Raw genomic sequence first — 20,102 nt, forward strand, 5'->3', positions numbered from 1 at the left:
CGGCGGCAGTGAATAAATAAAAAGGGGCGGAATTATACCGCTGGGGCCACTGGGGGCAAAAGGCCGGCCGACCGGCCGGACACTGTCAGGATTTTTTCGGGTAGAGCTCGTCGAGCATCATGCCGATGCCGAGACGCAGATGCCGCTCCAGCTCCGGCAGTTGCTCCGCTACCAGCTGTTCCAGCAAGCGCGCGCGCTCGTCGTCAGACAATGTGCGGTGACTGGTCTGCGCTACCTCTGTTTTGGTCGGCGCAGCCGGCTGCACCACCGGCATCGGCTCCGGGCGCGGAATCCTGCCGCCGGTTAACCGCGCGCGAATGTGAGGTGGCAGAAAAGGGTTTTCTGTCATGGTGGCTGTGCTGACCTTGGGGCTCAATGGTGTCTGTGTGGCTGTCGGGACTGTCGTTTGCTCGGTTGTCGCCATCGGTTTTACTGCCGGTACCGCGGGGGCAGATTCGGCGAGCCCGGCACCCGCCGGCGCTTCCTCCTGTTCCGTCTCGAACAGCCCGGGCTGGTGTTCACCCTGAGGTGTCTCCGCTGGCTGCGCTTGGTCCTTCACTGACTCTTTCGAGTTGTCCGCGGGCGTTCGCCGCTCGGCGCCTTGGCTGTTACTTTTCGCCTCTTGGGTAGCGGCAGCATGCTGGTGGGGCTCTTGCCGGCCGGATTCGCTGTGTTGAGGCGCCCGGGGCGGCAGGTCCCGCAGTGGGCGGAGCAGTTCGAGATCCGCCTCACTCAGCGCCGATGTGTAATCGTCGAACTCGTCCAGTGGTTCTTCGTCGACCGGGGAGAACAGGATTGGCAAATCCTGTTCGGTCAGCGGGCGCTGGGGTGGTCGCGGCGTTTGGCCGGGAACGCTGATCGCTGCGTGTGAGGGGCCGTTTTGGTGTTGGGCGGTGCTGGTTTTCTGATTGGCGGACGCGTCGGCCACCTGGTCCAGCAGCGGGATGTCGGCTTCCATGTCACTGCCCAGCAGCTCCCGCAGGGAGTTGAGTTCCCGGAGGAGTTCATGGGGCGGCTGGCCGTGTTGGGGTCTTCTGTTCTTTTTGCGACCGGACATGGATTCGGGTTCGGGTTTTTATCAGTTGGTGATGTTGTGGGATTGTAACGGATATCCCCTGTCGCGAAAGTGACTGTATCGCGTTCTGGAGCGGGTGAGGGATTCGGGGTGCTGGCAGACGATTTCGGCGAGGCGCTCGAAGCGGCTGAACCAGGCGGGGATGTCGCTGCTGAGGTTGATGAGCAGGCCGTGATGGTGGCCGGGGTCTTCGCCACTGTTGATTTCGATGGCGGCCTGTTGGTCTTTGTTCTGCTGGGCGTGAGGCAGGAAGCTGTCTTCCCGGTAGGTCCACAGCAGGTCGTCCAGCTCTTGTGCCTGCTCGGCGTTGTCCACGGCGATCAGCACATGCAGTCCACTGCGGAAGGCTTTTTCCGCAAGACGGCAGGCGAAGGTCTGGATTTCACCAGGATTCTCAGAGGCCAGGACGTAGAAATCTATTCGAGTCATATTACTTGCGACTGTGCGATGAAATTCGATGCGAAGGCCCTGATGCCGATGGCTGTTCGCAGGACCGTCTGCGGCCTGGATGGCCGCAGCCGAGCCCCCATGGATGGGTTTACGGCGTGTCCTGCGAACAGCCATCGGCAGCAGGGCCGCCACTGCCGTAGTTTCAGAACTCCGAACTGACTTTAGTGGCGGCGCCGCTACCGGGTAGTGCCTTGCGAGACACGAGCTAGGCGCCCCCCCTCAACCCATCCATGGGGGCTCTTCCGCGAGGTCCCTCTCGCGGAAGGTCTCGCAAGGCACTACCCGGTATCAGCGCCTTCGCGTCTAACTAACCACTTCGCGGTCTGATTTATTTGGGGTTCAGAATGTACTGCAGCAACAGCGGCACCGGGCGGCCGGTCGCGCCTTTGGCGGCACCGGATGTCCAGGCGCTGCCGGCGATGTCCAGGTGCGCCCAATTGTATTCCTCGGCGAAACGCGCCAGGAAACAGGCGGCGGTTACGGAGCCGGCTTCGCGGCCGCCAATGTTCTGCATATCGGCAAAGTTGGAGCTGAGAGCAGACTGGTATTCCTCCCACAGCGGCATGCGCCAGGCGCGGTCGCCGGTAGTTTCGCCGGCGGCGATCAGGTCGTTCGCCAGCTGGTCCTGATTGGCGTAGAGACCGGTGGCGTGGTTGCCCAGGGCAATGACGCAGGCGCCGGTGAGGGTGGCGATGTCGATCACTACGCTCGGCTTGAACTTGCCCACCCAGGTCAGGGCGTCGCATAGCACCAGGCGGCCCTCGGCGTCGGTGTTAAGAATCTCGATGGTCTTGCCGCTCATGGAGGTAACGATGTCACCGGGCTTGCTGGCGCGGCCGCTGGGCATGTTTTCGGCGGCGGCAACCACGCCGACAACGTTCACCGGGGCGTTCATTTCCACCAGGGCGTTCATCACCCCAAACACGCTCGCCGCGCCGCACATGTCGAACTTCATCTCATCCATCTGCAGGCCCGGCTTGATGCTGATGCCGCCGGTGTCGAAGGTGATGCCCTTGCCCACGAGCACGATGGGCTTGTCACCGGTTTTTCCGCCCTTGTATTGCATCGCAATCATCGCCGCCGGCTCGTCGCTGCCCTTGGCAACGCTCATGAAGGCGCCCATGCCCAGGGATTCCATCTTTTTGTTATCGAGCACCGTAGTGGTGAGCTTCGGGTGTTTTTTCGCCAGCGCCTTCGCTTCACTGGCAAGGTAGGTAGGGGTGCACAGGTTGCCGGGCAGGTTGCCGAGTTCGCGGGCGATGTTGCTGCCGAGGGCCTGGGCGCTGCCGAGATCGGTGCCTTTCTGCACGGCGCTCAGCTGTTTTTTATCGGCCGCGTGCAGGGTGAATTTGGCAAGTGGATGGGGTTTTGCCTCGCTGTGGAAGCGGGTGAATTTGTAACCGGCGAGGCCTGCGGCCAGTGCCAGTTGCTGCGCCTGCCATTCGATATCCGCATCTCGCACCGAAACTTCAATGAGGTAGCTGGTGGCGTCTTTGAGCCCGGTGACGGCCTTGGCACTGGCGTTGGCAAGCTTGCGGAACTCCGTTTGGGATACCGGGGCCTTGCCGGTGCGCACCAGCAGTACTCGCTCGGCAGCGCCTTCCAGCAGGGACACCAGTTGGGTACTGCCGGCGGCTTTGCCCAGATCGCCGCGTTTCAGCAGGGTGCCGAGGCTGCCGTGACTCGCTTTGTCGAGGTCGCTGCCGCTCTGTGTGAGCTGGTCTTTATCGTCGACGGCGAGAATGACGCAGGCGCTGCGCTGTTTGCTGATGTCGGTGACCTTGGCGATAAACTGCATGAAATGGTTCCTTGATGTTCTATGTGCTTTGAGCCGGGTACTTGTCGTCTCGGTGCATCGGGGTGCGGCCACACGGGAGCGCCGGTGATCCCCATGCCGCGCTGGCGGATTCCGGCGATGGGAGCCAGACTCCTGATGGCGTTCGCTCGGGCGGGATACGTTGGCACCGGGCCGTACCAGGTCGAGACATGACCGGGCTTTTTGGTGATAATGCGCACCGCAAGTTTAACCCGGGAAGGATCGGATTGCTTGATCGGGTGTCCTATCCGTCACCTGAGTGTCCAGTCTTAGGATTCTCGAATCCATTTCGCCATTTCTTTCAATAAGTGCAATCAGGGAAGCTGTTCGTTCAGTGATAATTTTCCGCTACCTCTGCCGCGAGCTGCTCGGTGCAACCCTGGCTGTCAGCGCGGTCCTGCTGCTGATGGTGATGAGCGGCCGTTTTGTCAAATATCTGGCCGAGGCGGCTGCCGGCGATCTTTCCGCGAGCATCCTGTTTGCCCTGATGGGCTTTCGTTTGCCTGGCTTTCTCGAGCTGGTGATTCCGCTCGGGTTTTTCGTCGGTATCCTGCTGGCCTACGGGCGCCTCTATATTGAAAGCGAAATGACGGTACTGCACGCCTGCGGTTTCAGCGAGCGGCAACTGTTGCGCTACACCATGGTGCCGGCGCTGATGGTGGCGGCTTTTGTCGCGACCATGAGCCTGTACCTGACGCCTACGGGTATCGAGCGCACCTCTCACCTGCTGACTGCCGACAAGACGCGCAATGAATTCGACCATCTGGTGCCGAAGAAATTTGTCGGCACCGAGGGCGACCGCGCGGTGTACTACGCGGATTCCCTGAGCGACGACAAATCCACCATGCACGATGTGTTTCTCGCCGAGCTGGGTAACTCCCGCGGTGAAACCGAGACGGATCACCAGATCGTCACTGTCGCGCGAGAGGGTGTGCAGCGGATAGACCCGGAGACCGGGCTGCGCTATCTGGTATTGCGCGACGGTTACCGCTACGAGGGCATTCCCGGCCAGAGCGATTACCGACAGATGGCGTTTTCCAGTTATGAGGTACTGTTGGAGGTGCCGCGTCTGCGCACCAAGGCCAGCGAGCAGCTGCAGTCCATGTCCACCGCGGCATTGTGGAAGAGTCAAGACGCCCGCGAGCGCGTGAACCTCCACTGGCGCTTCAGTTTGCCAGTGCTGGTGCTGGTGGTGGCGGTTCTCGCTGTGCCGCTCAGCCGCACCAATCCGCGTCAGGGGCGCTATGCCAAGATGATCCCGGCGGTATTGCTGTATATCGTTTATCTGGTTGCGCTGCAGGGGGTACGCGGCGCTATCGAAGACGGCAAAATCGAGCACGCTTGGGCCATTTGGCTGGTGCACCCACCGTTCCTGATTCTTGGTCTGCTGCTATTGGGCGGGCGCAACCGCAAGCCCCGTCGGCGCAGGAATATAGCGAGTGGTGGTGGTGCGAAGGGTGGAAATGGAGGTGCCAATGTCCCTGCTTGATCGCTATATCGCCCGCACCGTCACCCTGGCGATTCTCGCGGTGTTGATGGTCATCCTTGGCCTGGACGTTATTTCCGCCATTGTGGATGAACTGGGTGAATTGGGAGGGGACTATCAGTTCGGCAACCTGCTGGAATACGTGTTGTGGACACTGCCAGAGCGCGTATACAGCCAGCTGGGTTTTTCCGCGCTGGTGGGTTGTATGGTTGGGCTCGGCACACTCGCTGGAACCAGCGAGCTCACCGTAATGCGGGCCTCCGGGGTATCCATCGCGCGCATTGCGTGGGCGGTGATGAAGCCGGTCATGGTATTGATCATACTCGGCCTGGTGTTGGCGGAGCTGGTGGTACCGGTCACCAACCAGACCGCGGAGAGCCGCCGCGCCATTGCCCAGGGGGAACTGGAGAGTGCGGGCTTGGGGCAGGGTTTGTGGTTTAACGAGAACGGAGAGTTCGTACACTTCAATGCGGCGCTGCCCGGCGGCACCCTGTTTGGCATCACCCGCTACCGGTTTGATGAAGACCGCCAATTGCAGCAGGTGGTGTTCTCCGAGCGCGGGTATTACGAGGGCGGCCGCTGGGAGCTGCAGAACAGTCGCCAGACCAGCCTGACGCCGGAGCGTGCCAGTAGCAGCCGGGAGGCGAGGTCGGTATGGGAATCGGATTTGTCGCCGGATCTGTTTTCGCTGGTAGTACCAATGCCGTCGGATCTGTCACCGCGCAATCTGTGGTCCTACGGCAAGTTCCTCGACCGCAAGGGTGAGGATTCCGCGCGCTACTGGCTGGCGTTCTGGAAAAAGGTGCTGCAGCCGCTGACCATTGCGGGGCTGGTGATGATGGCGATCTCGTTTATTTTTGGCCCGCTGCGGGAAGTAACCACTGGCCTGCGGGTGTTCACCGGGGTGATTGTAGGGATTGTGTTCCAGACCCTGCAGGACATGCTCGGGCCGTCGTCAGTGGTGTTCGGATTCCCGCCGTTTATTGCGGTGCTGGTACCGATTCTCGCCAGTTTTATGATTGGCTGGCTGCTGCTGAAGCGGGCGCGTTGAACGCCCGCTTCAAGATTAGCGTTTTTTCTCTTTCTTCTTCTTCGGCAATTGCCGCACTTCCGAGTCCGACGCCAGGTCGTGCCAGCTGGCGCGATCCTCCCTAAAGTAACCCCAGAAATATCCCAGCCCCAGGCAGGCCAGTGAGAGTGGGCCCACCAGCCCGCGGATTACGCACTGGTACCAGCTGAGCTGCATGCCGTTGTTATTCGCCACCATCAAGCGCCAGGCGCGCATGCCAATGGTCTGTCCGGCGGCGCGCCAGGACCAGAAAAAATATCCCGCTGTTACCAACAGCAGGCCGAGCTGATACAGCAGGCCGCCGACGCAGGGGGTGTAGTCCTGAAGTTCCGGTTGGCAGTGCAGCCCGCCAAAGGCGGAAACCACCAGCATGGCGAAGAAGCCGTACACCATCCACAGGCCCGCGACAATCAACAGGTCGTAAAGCAGTGCCACGAGGCGCGGCACTACGCCGGCGCGGGGAAGCTGGTTGAACTGGGTGGGGGTATTGACTGTTTCTGGCACGGGAATCTCCGCCGGTAGGTATAGGCGGAGATTCTAGCAAATTCGCGCGGGTGCGCGCGGCGGAGAGCGAGTCGATTCGAGCTGGTGGCGGTTAAAACTCGTACTCGAAGGAGATTGAGAATTTGTCATCCGACAGGCGGAAGTCGTAATCCAGTGCGTTGTTGAGACTGCCGTGGCTATTGGTATAGCGCAGAAGCGGATGTTGTTTCGCGCGTTTGTGCTGTTCCATGTAGGTTTTGAAACCCATCTTCAGAATTTCATTGATCGCACGGCCGCCGGTAACGTTCTCGGATTGATCGGGATAGGTATGTACTTCCAGCCACTGGTGGTTCAGGCGGCGATGTACCATGCCCATGGAGTTGTTGCGCAGATTTTCCGCGGATTCAAACAGCGCGTTGTTGTCCATGCCGAACGCACTGTCGATGAAGAAGGCGTTGTCCGCCTGGAGATTGAGCGCTTTGGTGGAGTCGGGTATGAAAATAGTGTCTTCGGCGAACAGGGCCGAGGATACGGGAAGCAGCAGAATGCCGAGCACAACAGGCAGGCTGCTGATCTGGCGCTTGTTGGAACGAAACCGAGAACTGCAAGTTTCCATCTTTCCACCCCGGGGCGTTTTGTCTACATCAGTTGGTTACTGAACAACCACTGAATTTATTATGGCTCACCCTTACTGAACCCGTTTGTCTCACAAATTCCGCCATTTTGCCAACCCTGGACGTGAATTGTTGCGGGGTGACGGTCATTTCTTCGTAAGCCCCGCCATTACTGGATATTCAGAGTTTTGCCGAGTTTCCGGGGGCTGCGGGGAGGTTTCCGCCAATGTTTTTTACTACTAAAACGCCGGATGTAATCCGCGCCTTATAAAAACATCGTCTAGTGAACGAACGGTTGGATCACTAAATGCCGCCGTGGTTCAGCAGTCATATGACTGTTGGCGCGAGCCCGGTCCTTTCCTGCTTATGTCCGGGGGCCATCAGATCCTGTTGACAGCGTTGTCTTTTTCGCTATGGTGGACGGCTGGCCGGTGTCGGTTCACCGTGTCCGCGCACAAAAAATCAAATAGAGCACCATCAATAAAAGAGAAGACCCATGAATCGGCTTCCCCTCTTTGCCAGCCTGGCCCTGTCCGCATTGATCGCTTCCTGTTCCGATCCCGAATCCGCTGCGGCGCCCGAGACCGCCGTCGCCCTCTCTGCGCCCGAGCGCATTGCCGCCAACTTCGCGGTGACTCAGGAGGTGCTGACCAATTTTCAGGGGATGGACGATGAGATGCGCGCGCTGTGCAAGCGGGCCGGGGGGAGCAGCGCCGCCTGTTCCACCTATCGTGTCAGCCTGATCAACAACGGTCCGGCGATTGCCGCCGACGAGCGGGACTGGGTGCTCTATTTCCACAGCGTGCGCCGCTCACTGGCACTGCTGAACAGCGACGCCTTTACCCTGGAGCGGGTCAATGGCGATCTGCACCGCCTCATTCCCACCGCGAACTTCGCCGGTATCGGCAGTGGCGAGACCCTGCCGCTCGATATGCTGGCGGAGAGCTGGATGCAATTCGCCTCTGACTTCCAGCCGCGCCTGTTCGTGGTAGGGGCCGACGGCGAGGCACGGGTGATTGAATCCACGGATACCGATGACCTGAGCGGCCAGGTCCTGTCTATCAACAAGAACGATCCGAACAACTGGAAGCGCGCGGCAGACGATGCCAATGTACTGGCCACGGCAAGCACCCGCTTCGAGCGCTTTGCCGCAGACGATGACATCGCCAGCGTCGGGGAGCAGGACTGGCGCGGCCGTATCATTCCGCAGCCGCTTTCCACCGAGGTTCATGCTGGCGCGCCGGTGGTGCTGGGCGCCGGTATCGCGATTGAGGCCAATGGCCTCGCGCAGGGCAGTGTTCGCGCGCTGGAGCAGCGCCTGACGCAACTGGGGCTTTCCGCAAAAAGTGACGACACCTACCCGGTGCAGGTGGTGGTGGACAGTTCCGCACTCGCCGGCAAGCCCGCCGGGGCCTATCGACTTGTGGTGGAGCCTGACGGCGCCAGGGTCATCGGTGCCGATGCCGACGGTGCCTTCTACGGGGTGCAGTCCCTGCTGGCGCTGGTGGACCTCAACAGCAACAGCCTGCCCCAGGCGGTGGTGACAGACGCGCCGCGCTTCCCGCACCGCGGCATGTTCCTGGATGTCGGCCGCAACTTCCACAGCAAGCAGGTGGTGCTGAAACTGCTGGACCAGATGGCGGCCTACAAGCTCAACCGCTTCCATTTCCATTTGTCTGACGATGAAGGCTGGCGTCTCGAGATCCCGGGGCTGCCGGAACTCGCCGAGGTCGGCGGCCAGCGCTGCTTCGATCTGGAAGAAAATACCTGCCTGCTGCCGCAATTGGGGTCCGGGCCCAAGGCAGACAACTTCGGCTCCGGCTTCTACAGCGTGGAAGACTATGTGGAAATCCTGCGCTACGCCGCCGATCGCCATATCGAAGTGGTGCCGGAGTTCGATATGCCCGCCCACGCCCGCTCCGCGGTGGTGGCGATGGAAGCGCGCTACCGCAAACTGAAGGATTCTGACCCGACCGCTGCCGAGGCCTACCGCCTGATTGACCCCGAGGACGACACCAGGTACCTCTCGGTACAGTTCTACAACGACAGCTACATCAACCCCTGCGTGGACTCCACCTACAACTTTGTCGGCAAAGTGATCCGCGAAGTGAAGGCCATGCACGACGCCGCCGGTATGCCGTTGCAGACCTGGCACTTTGGTGGCGATGAGGCCATCAACATCCTTGCCTCCGACGGCTTTGAAGTGGGCCCCGGCAAAGACCCCGAGAAAGGCGATACCAGTGCCGATATGCGCAACAAGCCCTGGAGCAATTCTCCCCAGTGCCAGAAACTGATCGCCAGCGGTGAAGTGACAGCTCTCGACGAGCTGGGTGAACTCTACGCCAAGCGCGTGAGCAGGCTGGTGGCGGATGCGGGTATTCCCACCATGGCCGCCTGGAACGACGGTGTGAAGAAAATCCGCAACGCGGGCGAAGAGCTCGCCACCCGGCACAATTACGTGAACTCCTGGGCGCCGCTGTTCTGGGGTGGCGGAGACGAGAGTGCGCATTTCGCCGAGACCGGTTTTGACCTTGTGCAGTCTCACTCCGACTATCTCTATTTCGACATGCCCCAGGAAGTGGATCCGGCGGAGCGCGGTTATTACTGGGCGTCCCGCTACACCGATACCCGCAAGACGTTCAGCTACGCGCCTCTGAATACCGCGCAGCAGGCGGAGGTGTACCCCAATCGCGATGGCCACGGCTGGGAGGCGACGTCTCCCGCACCGGAATTCGCCAACAGCGTGCGTGGTATCCAGGGCCAGCTGTGGAGCGAAGTGGTGCGCACCGATGAGGCGGTGGAGTATCAGGTGTTCCCGCGTCTGCTGGCGCTCGCCGAGCGCGCCTGGCACCAGGCGAGCTGGGAGTTGCCATTGAAAGAGGGCCAGAAATTCTCCGCGGAAACCACCTTCGTGAACAAACAGGCACTCGCGCGCGACTGGGCGAGCTTCTCCGCGGCGCTTGGCAACAAGGAACTGCTGAAACTGGATCGCGCTGGCATAGGCTATCGCATCCCGGCGCCCGGTGCGGTTGTGGAAGGCGATCGCGTGAAAACCGCGCTGCCGTATCCCGGGCTGGCGCTGGAATACTTCGACGGCGAACGGTGGCTGCCGCTTACCGAGGGTACTGACCCGCAGCTGGTGCAGTCGCTGCGCGCGAAAAGCGCCGACGGCAACCGCAGTGGTCGTCCGGTGACGCTGGGCGTATCCGCGGACCTGGGTGCCAAATAAGTCCCGTCGCCTTGTCTAGACTGTTCTGATCATTGACCGGCTGCACAAGTCGGGTTGGAATCCAGTACCAGCATAATGATCAGAACAGCGGATGGGAGGCGGGTATGGGCAAAAGCCGGGTCTACGACTATGTGATTGTGGGGGCGGGCTCCGCCGGCTGCGTGCTGGCCAACCGCCTCAGCGAAGACGAACAGAACCGCGTCTGCCTGCTGGAAGCGGGTCCCTCTGACCACAACCTGCTGATCCAGATGCCCGCAGGCATCGCCTACCTGCTGCCGGGCAAGCGCTTCAACCGGCATTTCTACACCGAACCCCAGAGTAATCTCGACAACCGCCGCCTGTTCTGGCCGCGGGGCAGGGTGCTCGGTGGCTGCAGCGCCATCAATGCCATGATCTACACCCGCGGCAACCCGGGCGATTACGACGCCTGGGAGCGCGCCGGCAATCCCGGTTGGGGTTGGTCCGGCATGCTGCCGTATTTTCTGCTGGCGGAGGGTAACCAGCGCGGCAGTGACGCCTACCACAGTGGCTACGGCCCGCTTGCGGTCTCCGACCTCAAATGGAAGTCGCCTGCGGGGTATGCCTTTGTACAGGCAGCGCAGGAAGCCGGTTACAGGCCCAATCACGATTTCAACGGCTATCAGCAGAACGGTGTGGGCTTCTATCAGGTCACGCAGAAATTCGGTCGCCGCTGCTCTGCGGCCACTGCCTACCTTTATCCGGTCAAAAACCGCCCGAATCTCAGTATTTGCACCAGCTCGCCGGTGGCGGCGCTCGAGTTCAAGGGCAGCCGCGTGAGTGCGGTGACGCTGGTAAACGGCCGCCGAATTGTCGCCAACAAGGAAATCATCCTGTGTGCCGGCGCCATCCAGTCGCCGCAGTTGCTGATGCTCTCGGGCATAGGGCCGGAGGCGGAGCTGAAAAAGCTCGGCATCGTGCCCCAGTGCCACCTGCCGGGGGTAGGGCAGAATCTGCAGGACCACCTGGATATTTCCCTGGTGGTGGAGACAGATCGCAAGGTCGGGTTCAACAATGGTTTTTTCCCGAAGCTCGCCACCGCCATGCATTTCCCGGAATACCTGCTGCTGAACCGCGGCATGCTTACCAACAATGTCGCGGAAGCGGGCGGCTTTGTCAGTTCCAGCCTCGCCGGTGAGTACCCGGATATCCAGTTTCACCTGACCGCGGCCCCGCTGTTCAAGCACGGCCTGGATAAAAAATCCGGCAATGGTTACACCCTGCACGCGTGCGCACTGCGGCCGAAAAGCCGCGGGTTTATAGCGCTCGCCTCCCGCGATCCCAAAGCGCCGCCGCTGATCCAGCCCAACTACCTGTCAGACCGCGAAGATCTGCAAGTCATGATCGAAGGGTTTGAAATGGCCCGCGATATCATCGGTCAGTCAGCCCTCAAAACACTGCAGAAGCGCTGGTGGTCTCCCGGGGAGCTGCTGAGCGAGCGCGATGCGATCGCGAATTTTATTCGCCAGAATGCGGAAACCATTTATCACCCCGTCGGCACCTGCAAAATGGGCGACGACGATTTTTCGGTGGTTGATACAGAACTGAGGGTGCGGGGCGTGGATGGACTGCGGGTAGTGGATGCCTCCATAATGCCCGCCCTCATCAGCGGCAACACCAACGCACCGGTGATTGCCATCGCGGAAAAAGCGGCGGAACTGATCCTGCACAAAACTGACGTGCCGAAACCACAGGAAATCATCGAAAGCGCATGATCTGGCAGTGCCCTCATTGCAATCACCTATTGAGTCTGGAAAAGCAAAGCTGGCGCTGTAGCAACGGCCACAGTTTTGACCGCGCAAAAGAGGGCTATGTAAATCTGCTGCCAGTGCAGCAGAAGCGCAGCCGTGAGCCGGGGGATTCCGCGGACATGCTGGCCGCGCGGCGACGTTTTCTGGATGCCGGTTACTACCGTCCGCTGGCGCAGGCCATCTGTGCGCAGCTAAGCGTCACAACCTTTGGTGACAGACCATTACTGTTGGACATCGGGTGTGGTGAGGGCTATTACGCGCGCACGCTGGTCGCGAGCGGCTGGGAACCGGCGAATATTTTCGGGGTGGATATCGCCAAAGCCGGCGTACGGCTCGCGGCAAAAAGGCAGCCGCAGGCGAACTTTGCCGTGGCCAGCAGTTTTCACCTGCCGGTGGCGGACAGCAGCGTCGACGCGCTGCTGCGTGTATTTGCGCCTGGGCCGGCAGAAGAGCTGGTACGGGTGCTCAAACCCGGTGGCATTTTGCTGGACGTCTCCCCGGGCCCGGATCATCTTTGGAGCCTGAAGTCCCGCCTCTACGAGACGCCGCAACGGCATACGGCGCCGGCGGCCATTTCCGGGCTTGAGTCGGCCGGTGAGAGCCGCTGTCAATTCGACCTCAACATTCACGGCAACGAGGCAGTGCGGGATTTTCTCGCGATGACGCCATTTGCCTGGAAAGGGCGAACAGAAGCGCGGCAATCCCTTGAGCAGCAGGACGGCCTGCAACTGGAAGCCGATTTCCTGTTGCGGCAGTTCATCAAGCCAGCCGCCGATGGAATTTTAGAGTAACGTTAACGAAGGAAGTTCTTAAATTGGCGACGCCGCGGGATTACATGTTCATGCAGCAGGCCCTGGGGCTTGCCGCCAAAGCCGCCGAACTGGGGGAGGTACCGGTAGGGGCGCTGGTGGTGCTGGATGGGGAGATCATCGGCGAAGGCTTCAACCAGCCGATCACCGCTTCCGACCCCAGCGCCCATGCCGAAGTAGTCGCGCTGCGCGCGGCCGCCCGTCATATGAGCAATTACCGCCTGCCGGGCGCCACCCTGTATGTCACCATTGAGCCCTGCACCATGTGCTTCGGCACTCTGATACACGCCCGCATCGCGCGCCTGGTCTACGGCGCAAGCGAACCCCGCGCCGGTGTGGTGGCGAGCCAGCTGCAGCTGGCGGAGCAGACATTTTTCAATCACCGGATCCAGGTGGAGGGTGGGGTCATGCAGGATGAAGCCGGTGCGTTAGTGAGGGCGTTTTTCCAGAAACGACGTTGAAACGGTTTCACCGATATGCTGCTTACGCTATTTCTCAACAGTCTGCTGGTTGCCGTTGCCATCGTGATACACCACGAGGTGCTGAACGGGCTGTTCAAGCTCGGCCACAAGCTGAAGCTGCGGCGCAATCTCGGGGTTCTGATGGGGGTTTTCGGGGCGCTGATTGGGCACATTGCGGAAATCTGGATGTTCGCGTTTGGCTACTACTACATGTACCACTCGCCGCATTTCGGTACCCTGACGGGCAATTTCAATGGCACCTTGATTGATTGTGCCTATTTTTCCTTTACCACCTACACCTCGCTCGGCTTTGGTGATGTCGAGCCCCACGGCGAACTGCGCTTTACCGCTGGTCTTGAAGCGCTGACCGGACTGGTGCTGATCACCTGGACCGCGTCCTTCCTGTTCCTGAAAATGCAGCGGTATTGGCACCGCTACGAAGAGGAAAACTGAGGCGAGCCATCGCCCGTACCTCAGTTCCCACACCTCGGTTCCTGTATCTGAGCCCCCGCGGGATCAGATCACTCAGATCACTATGGCGGCCAGGGTCTGTTCCACCAGTGCGCGCAGCTGAGTCTTTGCGCCCTCGTCCACCAGATTTCCCTCCGCGTCAAATACGTTCATGGAAGCCGGCACCGCCAGCATGGTGGGGGCGATCCAGGTGCCGAGCGGTTGCAGAATATCCCGCAGGTGGTTCAACCCACGCATACCGCCAAGGCCGCCCGGAGAGGTGGCAAACAGCGCAGCGCGGCGCCCTTGGAACACTTCCGCGCGACCGTACTGACCATCGGGACGGGACACCCAGTCAATCAGGTTTTTCAATGCTGCAGTGACCGAACCGTTGTACTCGGGGCTCGCAATCAGCAGGCCGTCGGCACTGGCAAACAGGTCCTTCAGGCGGCTCACGGGCTCCGGTACACCGGCGGCCTCAATGTCTTCGTCGAACAGGGGCAGGGGATAGTCGCGCAGGTTCACTTCCACCACCTCGGCACCGGCGTCCCGCGCCATCTGCGCGGCGGCGGTTGCCAGCTGACGGTTCCAGGAGTCCTGACGCAGGCTGCCGGCAAGGGCCAGCAGGCGAGGTTTGCGATTGTTGCTCATGATGGATTTTCCTTTGATGCGTGTTTGCGGAGATTCCGCTGAATGCGAAACGCCGGTAACGTTCCAAACCAATTTCGATGGCCGCCATTCTGTCCTAACTCCGGGAGGACAGAAATAGAATATTCGCAACGCTTCTGTGCGTAGTTGCACAGAAGTCTGAGGCACAGTAGATTGCACTCCAAGTAACTGGCACAAGGAGACCCGGATGTCTGGCACCGCGGTCAAGGACTGGAACAACCTGCACTACGCCCTGGCGGTGGCCCGCGCGGGCACACTGTCGGGCGCGGCGTTGGAGCTGGAGGTGTCGCATTCCACCGTACTGCGGCGGATAGACGCACTGGAGAAGGCGCTGAAGACCAGGCTGTTTATCCGCCACCCCCGCGGCTACGTGCCTACTGAAGCGGGGCAGATACTGATGAGTGCGGCGGAAAATATGCAGGATCAGCTGGACCTGCTGGTGGGGAAGATGCAGGGCGTGGACGAGGCGCTGCATGGCACGCTGATCATCACTACCGTAAACACGCTGATTCCACAGCTGATGCCCATTGTGCGCGGATTTCAGGCCGAGAATTCCCAGGTGCGCCTGCATCTGGTGGCAGACCAACGCCATCTGCGCCTGGAGCACGGAGAGGCGCACATCGGCATCCGTCCGGGGGCAAAGCCCACGGAACCGGACTATGTGGTGCAGCCGGCTATCTCCCTGCAGAACACCCTCTATGCATCCGACGAGTACGTTCGCGAGTGCGGACCGCTGAACAGCCGCGACGACCTGTCTGGCCACCGCTTTATAGCGCCCATCAAGGCTTACGATTTCATTCCCAGTCTGGATTGGATCGCCAGGCAGGTGCCAGAGGAACAGATTGTGTTCCGCTGCAATGAGTTCTCCGGATTCGAGGACGCTGCCCGCAATGGCGTCGGCATTGCCGCGCTGCACAGCTGGTGTGCGGAAACGCGCCCCGGTCTGCGTCGAATGCTGGAGCCGCCGCGGGAGTGGCGCACAAACCTGTGGCTCGTCACCCACCGCGACATGCACCGCACACGCAAGGTGCAGTTGTTCCTGGAGTGGATCAAACGGGAGCTGGCGCTCCTGCCACCGGAGATCGGCGTGCAACCCTGAATCGGCTATGATCGTCGGCAGTCGATTTGAACTTATGAACTCTGCAACGGGAAGCAACGACGTGAAAAAAATAACGATCTCCGCGGCAATGGGCCTGTTACTCGCGATAGGGGCAGGCTGCGACAGCCGCACTAAGAACGGGGCGCGGGAATCCGACGCAACCGAAACCACGGCATCCGCGCAGCAGGGTGAAACCGCAACCGCGCCCGAGAATACGCAAAATGACGCCGCGCTGGACCAGCTGGCGGAAGACTATGTGCGGCTGGTGCTCACTCTCGGTAATCACGATAAAAGCTATGTAGATGCCTATTACGGGCCCGCCGCCTGGAAAGCCGAGGCGGAAGCGGATCAAGCCTCGCCGGCGGAACTGGCGAGTCGCGCGGAAGCACTGCTGGCGAAATTGCCGCAGACTACCGAGCCTGCGGGCAATCTGCAGGCCCTGCGTCAGCATTACCTAAAAACCCAACTGTCCGCCGTTACCTATCACGCCCATCACATTGCCGATGCGAGCTACCGCAATTTCCAGCGCGAGGCCAAAGCGCTGTATGACACCGAGCCACCGGTGCAACAGTACGCCGAATTCGAGCCGGTGCTCGCGGCACTCGAACAGGAACTGCCGGGCGGCGAGCCGCTGCATCTGCGCATACAGCAATTCCAGCAGCAGTACCGCATTCCCGAAGACAAGCTGGAGGCGGTGTTCAATGCGGCAATCGACGAATGCAAGAAACGCACAAAGGCGCATATCCAGCTGCCTGAAAATGAGAGCTTCCGCCTGGAGTACGTGCAGGACAAACCCTGGAGCGGCTACAACTGGTACCAGGGCAATGCCCACAGCCTGATCCAGATCAACAGCGAACTGCCCATCTATATCGACCGCGCCGTGGATCTCGGCTGCCACGAGGGCTACCCCGGCCACCATACCTACAACACATTATTGGAACAGAAACTGGTGAAGGACCGGGGCTGGGTGGAGTACAGCGTGTATCCGCTGTTCAGCCCGCAATCCCTGATTGCCGAGGGCAGCGCCAATTACGGTATTGATCTCGCCTTCCCGGGCGAGGACAAAACGCGCTTTGAACGGGAAACCCTCTACCCGCTAGCCGGCCTCGACCCCGCTGGTGCGGAAAAATACCAGCGGGTACTCGACCTGCTAGCGAAACTGAAGTTTGCAGAGAACATCGTCGCGCGCGAATACATCGACCGCGAGATAGACCGCGACGAGGCCATCGCCCGCTTCCAGAAGTACACCGGAATGAGCCCGGAAAAGGCTGCGCAGCGGGTAAGGTTCGTGGATACTTACGGCGCCTACGTGATCAACTACAACTGGGGCAAGCAGCTGGTACAGGAATATGTCGAGCAAGGTGCGGACTCGCAGGACGAGCGCTGGCGTAAATTCGCCAAACTGCTGTCATCGCCGCGGCTGCCGTCGTCATTGCACTGGTGAGACGCGGCCATCGCCAAACACGCTATAAAAGGCAAATAAAAAGGAAATGGAATGAAAGGATTTCTTGCAGCGTTGTTTTCCGTGATACCGCTTTTCGGCTGGGCACAGGGTTCACCACTCATTCAGTCGGCACAGGTCTTCGACGGTGAGAGCTGCTGGAGCGGAAATCACGCCAGTTATGAACGATGGCGAGCGCAAGTTGCCGGTAAAATCGCCACGCGAAACCTGCCGGAAAAAAAGGCGGCTAAAGCACTGGAGAATTTTGAACAGTTCTTCCCTGTATCGCAGTACTTGCAGTATCGCGACAGACTTGAGTGCGAAACCTTCATATACGAGGTGGATGGCGCTGCCGTGCGGGGTTTTGTTATTCGCCCGAAGGGCGCGGAGAAATCTTTGCCCGTGGTGGTTTACAACCGCGGTGGCAACGGTGATTTCGGCGCGGTGACCTTCTCCAGCATGATGCGCAATCTGTTTCCCGTCGCGGATCGGGGTTTTGTCGTTGTTGGCAGTCAGTATCGGGGCACATTCGCGGCACCAGATAGTGATGGCCCGAGCGATGAGTTCGGTGGGCGCGATATAGAGGATGTCCGCGCACTGTTCGATCTGGTTCCGGCAATCAGAGGTGCCGATGCGAAACGGATTGGAATGTGGGGCCACAGTCGGGGTGGAATCCAGACGTTTATGACGGCGAGAAGCGGCGTCCCCGTAAAGGCGCTGGTAGTAGCCGCCGGGGTCGCGGATTTATCGGCGGGCCTGGCGCAGCGTCCGGATATGGAGGCGGTTTTCCGCAAACGTATACCGGAGTTCGATCGCGACAGAATGGCTGCGCTGAAGAAGCGCTCAGTGCTGCTTTGGGCGGAGGAGCTGGATCGGAACCTGCCAATTCTTTTGCTCCATGGCACTGCCGATGAAAAGGTGTCTGTCGAACAGTCCCGTGTGTTAGCACAAAAGTTCCAAGCACTCGGACATCGCTACTCTCTGGTGGAGTTCGAGGGGGACAATCACGGCTTCAACAATAATCGTGAAGCTTATCTGCGGAGCGTCTCCGACTGGTTCAATCGTTTCCTTTAAAGGCAGCTAAACAGTCTGACGAACGTGCGCACATTTTTTGCGGACTGCAGACGTGTTCCCTGGCGGAATTCTGGGCCAGGTAACCGCAGATGGTTAACAATCGGGTATCATGCGCCAAAATTGTGGTCGCCAGGCAATAAGCGGCCGATCAACTGTATTCAGGAGTATTCGTGGAAGATTTTATCGTCGATGTCACAGCCCAGAACGCCCAGCAGGTGTTGATCGAAGAATCCATGAAACGCCCGGTGGTGGTGGATGTGTGGGCCGACTGGTGTGAGCCCTGCAAACAGCTGATGCCGGTATTGGAGAAGCTGGCGAGGGAATACGCGGGCCAGTTCCTGCTGGCGAAGCTGAATGCCGATACCGAGCAGGTGCTGGCCGGCCAGCTGGGGGTGCGCAGCCTGCCTACGGTGATGGTGCTGAAAGATGGCCAGCCGGTTGACGGCTTTGCTGGCGCCCAGCCGGAAAAACAGATCCGCGAGATGCTGGATAAATACCTGCCCAAGCCCTGGGACCTGGCATTGGCGCGCGCGCAGAAGCTGGTGGGCGAGGGTGACCTGGACGAGGCACTGCCAATCCTGCGGCAGGCCTACACGGACTCCGGTGAGCGCGCGGATATCGCCAAACAATACGCGGCGGTACTGCTGGAAAAAAACCGCACCAAAGACGCAGAAGCGGTGCTCGGCAAGATTCTGCTGGCGGATCAGGACGGCGATTACCAGCAGCTGATGGCGCAGCTGGAGCTGAAACTGCAGGCGGCGGAATCCCCCGAGATCAAGGCGCTGCAGGAAGTTCTGACGGCCAACCCCGACGACTTCGATGCAGCCCACAAACTGGCGGTGCAGTACAGCCAGAACGAGCGCCACGAGGAGGCGCTGGAGCTGCTGCTGAACATTCTGCGCCGGGATATGGGCTATGCCGATGGCGCGGTGAAGCAGGCGTACCTGGATATCGTCAAGGCGCTGGGCAAGGGCGATCCGGTGGCGACGGCCTATCAGCGCAAGCTGATGACTCTGCTGTTCTGATTATTTTCTGAGAGGGCGGTGCGGTGTTCAAACTCTGCGTGTATATCCCCGAACCGCATCTGGAGACGGTGAAGCAGGCACTGTTTGCCGCCGGTGCCGGGCGCATCGGCGATTACGACAGCTGCAGCTGGCAGGTGCTCGGCACCGGCCAATTCCGCCCGCTGGACGGCAGCCAGCCGTTTATTGGCCAGCAGGGGAGGGTGGAACAGGTGCCGGAGTACCGGGTGGAAACCGTGTGCGCGGATGAGGTGGTGGACGACGTGCTCGCCGCCATGCGCCGCGCCCATCCTTACGAGGAGCCGGCGTTTGATCTGTGGCGACTAGACCCCCGGTGTGGCTGACGAAGTGTTGCGGTCAAAACTGAAGGTGAAGCGCTGGGTAGCCCTTTTCGAAAGCGTCGGCGACAGGGATGTCGCCGACGCAGCGTACAGGGATGTATTCACAGCGGTTTCGAAAAGGGCTACCCAGTGATTCGCCGGCACCGAAACTCGACAGAACGAGGCGGGCTTTAAAGCGAGGAGGTTGTTTTGACTCAGAGCTTCCGTTCGATCACTTCGCGATGCAATTGAAACACGCCATTGTCCCGGTCGCGGAAGTAGTGCTTCAGCGTTTGCGTCATCACCGGAAAGGCCATCTCGTCCCAGGGAATGTCTTTCTCCTCAAACAGTTCCACTTCCAGTGACTCCGGCCCAGGGCCGAAATCCATATCGGTGAGTTCCCCGCGGTACATCAGGTACACCTGATTGATGTGGGGGATGTCGTAAACCGCGAACAGTTCGTCGATACGGAGCCTGGCGCGCGCCTCTTCCCAAGATTCCCGCAGTGCACCCTGTTCACTACTTTCGCCGTTTTCCATGAATCCGGCGGGCAGGGTCCAGAGCCCGTGGCGGGGTTCGATGGCGCGCTTGCACAGCAGCACTTGTTCGCCGATATAGGGCAGGGTGCCGACAATCACCCGGGGGTTTACATAATGAATGGCACCGCAAGCCCGGCACAGGTGGCGGGGGCGGTCGTCGCCGGCGGGGATCTCGAATACAACGGTATGGGCACAGTGGCTGCAAAATTTCATCGCGCAAGTATACG

General features: G+C 60.3%; 19 protein-coding genes. 12 read left to right on the forward strand and 7 right to left on the reverse strand.

From position 1 onward, the window contains the following. Window positions 1-85: 85 nt before the first annotated feature. The 3 genes from FDY93_RS02130 to FDY93_RS02140 form a co-directional block, all read right to left on the reverse strand. On the reverse strand, window positions 86-1,057 hold the full coding sequence (locus FDY93_RS02130) for a hypothetical protein (RefSeq protein ID WP_138234090.1): 972 nt from the start codon (window positions 1,055-1,057) through the stop codon (window positions 86-88). 21 nt (window positions 1,058-1,078) lie between these two features. Beyond that, window positions 1,079-1,504: a DNA polymerase III subunit chi gene (locus FDY93_RS02135; RefSeq protein ID WP_138234091.1), complete on the reverse strand. Its 426-nt coding sequence runs from the start codon at window positions 1,502-1,504 to the stop codon at window positions 1,079-1,081. A gap of 349 nt (window positions 1,505-1,853) precedes the next feature. Next, on the reverse strand, window positions 1,854-3,323 hold the full coding sequence (locus FDY93_RS02140; protein WP_138234092.1) for a leucyl aminopeptidase: 1,470 nt from the start codon (window positions 3,321-3,323) through the stop codon (window positions 1,854-1,856). A 352-nt stretch (window positions 3,324-3,675) separates the two neighbouring features. On the opposite strand from FDY93_RS02140, the gene lptF reads away from it, so the two are divergent. Further along, entirely contained in the window at window positions 3,676-4,830 is a 1,155-nt protein-coding gene (gene lptF / locus FDY93_RS02145; protein ID WP_138234093.1) for an LPS export ABC transporter permease LptF, read from the forward strand. Continuing rightward, window positions 4,817-5,878 carry an LPS export ABC transporter permease LptG gene (lptG, locus tag FDY93_RS02150; RefSeq protein WP_138234094.1) on the forward strand — a complete coding sequence of 354 codons (1,062 nt, stop codon included), beginning with the start codon at window positions 4,817-4,819 and terminating at the stop codon, window positions 5,876-5,878. The genes lptF and lptG overlap by 14 nt, the downstream gene beginning before the upstream one ends. Window positions 5,879-5,893: 15 nt before the next feature. Here lptG and FDY93_RS02155 read toward each other — a convergent pair whose 3' ends face one another. Together FDY93_RS02155 and FDY93_RS02160 are read right to left on the reverse strand one after the other, a co-directional pair. Then, a complete protein-coding gene (locus tag FDY93_RS02155) occupies window positions 5,894-6,400 on the reverse strand; it encodes an RDD family protein (RefSeq protein ID WP_138234095.1) in 507 nt (168 codons plus the stop codon). A gap of 91 nt (window positions 6,401-6,491) precedes the next feature. Further along, the gene (locus FDY93_RS02160; RefSeq protein ID WP_246068427.1) at window positions 6,492-6,995 is read right to left on the reverse strand and encodes a hypothetical protein; all 504 of its coding nucleotides are present in this window, start codon (window positions 6,993-6,995) and stop codon (window positions 6,492-6,494) included. Window positions 6,996-7,489: 494 nt separating this feature from the next. On the opposite strand from FDY93_RS02160, the gene FDY93_RS02165 reads away from it, so the two are divergent. From FDY93_RS02165 to FDY93_RS02185, 5 genes are all read left to right on the forward strand, one after another. Then, the gene (locus FDY93_RS02165; RefSeq protein ID WP_138234096.1) at window positions 7,490-10,222 is read left to right on the forward strand and encodes a family 20 glycosylhydrolase; all 2,733 of its coding nucleotides are present in this window, start codon (window positions 7,490-7,492) and stop codon (window positions 10,220-10,222) included. Between the two features lie 104 nt (window positions 10,223-10,326). Further along, window positions 10,327-11,955 carry a GMC family oxidoreductase gene (locus FDY93_RS02170; RefSeq protein ID WP_138234097.1) on the forward strand — a complete coding sequence of 543 codons (1,629 nt, stop codon included), beginning with the start codon at window positions 10,327-10,329 and terminating at the stop codon, window positions 11,953-11,955. Next, window positions 11,952-12,782: a 23S rRNA (guanine(745)-N(1))-methyltransferase gene (gene rlmA, locus FDY93_RS02175; RefSeq protein WP_138234098.1), complete on the forward strand. Its 831-nt coding sequence runs from the start codon at window positions 11,952-11,954 to the stop codon at window positions 12,780-12,782. Before FDY93_RS02170 ends, rlmA begins: the two co-directional genes overlap by 4 nt. 23 nt (window positions 12,783-12,805) lie before the next feature. Then, the gene (gene tadA / locus FDY93_RS02180) at window positions 12,806-13,261 is read left to right on the forward strand and encodes a tRNA adenosine(34) deaminase TadA (RefSeq protein WP_425462481.1); all 456 of its coding nucleotides are present in this window, start codon (window positions 12,806-12,808) and stop codon (window positions 13,259-13,261) included. Window positions 13,262-13,276: 15 nt separating this feature from the next. After that, window positions 13,277-13,714 carry a potassium channel family protein gene (locus FDY93_RS02185; protein WP_138234099.1) on the forward strand — a complete coding sequence of 146 codons (438 nt, stop codon included), beginning with the start codon at window positions 13,277-13,279 and terminating at the stop codon, window positions 13,712-13,714. Between the two features lie 72 nt (window positions 13,715-13,786). Here FDY93_RS02185 and FDY93_RS02190 read toward each other — a convergent pair whose 3' ends face one another. Next, window positions 13,787-14,362 (reverse strand): NADPH-dependent FMN reductase, encoded by a 576-nt coding sequence (locus FDY93_RS02190; RefSeq protein WP_138234100.1) that lies wholly within the window; start codon window positions 14,360-14,362, stop codon window positions 13,787-13,789. Between the two features lie 205 nt (window positions 14,363-14,567). Between FDY93_RS02190 and FDY93_RS02195 the strand changes: the two genes are divergently transcribed. The 5 genes from FDY93_RS02195 to FDY93_RS02215 all read left to right on the forward strand — a co-directional run bounded on the left by FDY93_RS02195 (window position 14,568) and on the right by FDY93_RS02215 (window position 19,360). Continuing rightward, entirely contained in the window at window positions 14,568-15,479 is a 912-nt protein-coding gene (locus tag FDY93_RS02195) for a LysR family transcriptional regulator (RefSeq protein ID WP_138234101.1), read from the forward strand. Window positions 15,480-15,540: 61 nt separating this feature from the next. Then, the gene (locus FDY93_RS02200; protein WP_240914294.1) at window positions 15,541-16,923 is read left to right on the forward strand and encodes a hypothetical protein; all 1,383 of its coding nucleotides are present in this window, start codon (window positions 15,541-15,543) and stop codon (window positions 16,921-16,923) included. A gap of 51 nt (window positions 16,924-16,974) precedes the next feature. Next, window positions 16,975-17,994: an alpha/beta hydrolase family protein gene (locus FDY93_RS02205; protein ID WP_138234102.1), complete on the forward strand. Its 1,020-nt coding sequence runs from the start codon at window positions 16,975-16,977 to the stop codon at window positions 17,992-17,994. 170 nt (window positions 17,995-18,164) lie between these two features. Beyond that, window positions 18,165-19,019: a thioredoxin gene (gene trxA, locus FDY93_RS02210; protein ID WP_138234103.1), complete on the forward strand. Its 855-nt coding sequence runs from the start codon at window positions 18,165-18,167 to the stop codon at window positions 19,017-19,019. A gap of 23 nt (window positions 19,020-19,042) precedes the next feature. Then, entirely contained in the window at window positions 19,043-19,360 is a 318-nt protein-coding gene (locus FDY93_RS02215; protein WP_138234104.1) for a YqfO family protein, read from the forward strand. 191 nt (window positions 19,361-19,551) lie between these two features. On the opposite strand, the gene FDY93_RS02220 is transcribed toward FDY93_RS02215, so the two are convergent. Then, window positions 19,552-20,088, reverse strand: a complete 537-nt coding sequence (locus tag FDY93_RS02220; protein WP_138234105.1) for an NUDIX hydrolase — start codon at window positions 20,086-20,088, stop codon at window positions 19,552-19,554. Between the last annotated feature and the right edge of the window lie 14 nt (window positions 20,089-20,102).

Origin of the sequence: Microbulbifer harenosus, from assembly GCF_005771435.1 — a bacterium.
Taxonomy (GTDB): domain Bacteria; phylum Pseudomonadota; class Gammaproteobacteria; order Pseudomonadales; family Cellvibrionaceae; genus Microbulbifer; species Microbulbifer harenosus.

Bases quoted from the DNA above. Each gene is read 5' to 3' on its own strand.
- FDY93_RS02130 (WP_138234090.1), bottom strand. From the start codon at position 1,057: ATGTCCGGTCGCAAAAAGAACAGAAGACCCCAACACGGCCAGCCGCCC.
- FDY93_RS02135 (WP_138234091.1), bottom strand. From the start codon at position 1,504: ATGACTCGAATAGATTTCTACGTCCTGGCCTCTGAGAATCCTGGTGAA.
- FDY93_RS02140 (WP_138234092.1), bottom strand. From the start codon at position 3,323: ATGCAGTTTATCGCCAAGGTCACCGACATCAGCAAACAGCGCAGCGCC.
- lptG (WP_138234094.1), top strand. From the start codon at position 4,817: ATGTCCCTGCTTGATCGCTATATCGCCCGCACCGTCACCCTGGCGATT.
- FDY93_RS02160 (WP_246068427.1), bottom strand. From the start codon at position 6,995: ATGGAAACTTGCAGTTCTCGGTTTCGTTCCAACAAGCGCCAGATCAGC.
- FDY93_RS02165 (WP_138234096.1), top strand. From the start codon at position 7,490: ATGAATCGGCTTCCCCTCTTTGCCAGCCTGGCCCTGTCCGCATTGATC.
- FDY93_RS02170 (WP_138234097.1), top strand. From the start codon at position 10,327: ATGGGCAAAAGCCGGGTCTACGACTATGTGATTGTGGGGGCGGGCTCC.
- rlmA (WP_138234098.1), top strand. From the start codon at position 11,952: ATGATCTGGCAGTGCCCTCATTGCAATCACCTATTGAGTCTGGAAAAG.
- FDY93_RS02185 (WP_138234099.1), top strand. From the start codon at position 13,277: ATGCTGCTTACGCTATTTCTCAACAGTCTGCTGGTTGCCGTTGCCATC.
- FDY93_RS02190 (WP_138234100.1), bottom strand. From the start codon at position 14,362: ATGAGCAACAATCGCAAACCTCGCCTGCTGGCCCTTGCCGGCAGCCTG.
- FDY93_RS02195 (WP_138234101.1), top strand. From the start codon at position 14,568: ATGTCTGGCACCGCGGTCAAGGACTGGAACAACCTGCACTACGCCCTG.
- FDY93_RS02205 (WP_138234102.1), top strand. From the start codon at position 16,975: ATGAAAGGATTTCTTGCAGCGTTGTTTTCCGTGATACCGCTTTTCGGC.
- FDY93_RS02220 (WP_138234105.1), bottom strand. From the start codon at position 20,088: ATGAAATTTTGCAGCCACTGTGCCCATACCGTTGTATTCGAGATCCCC.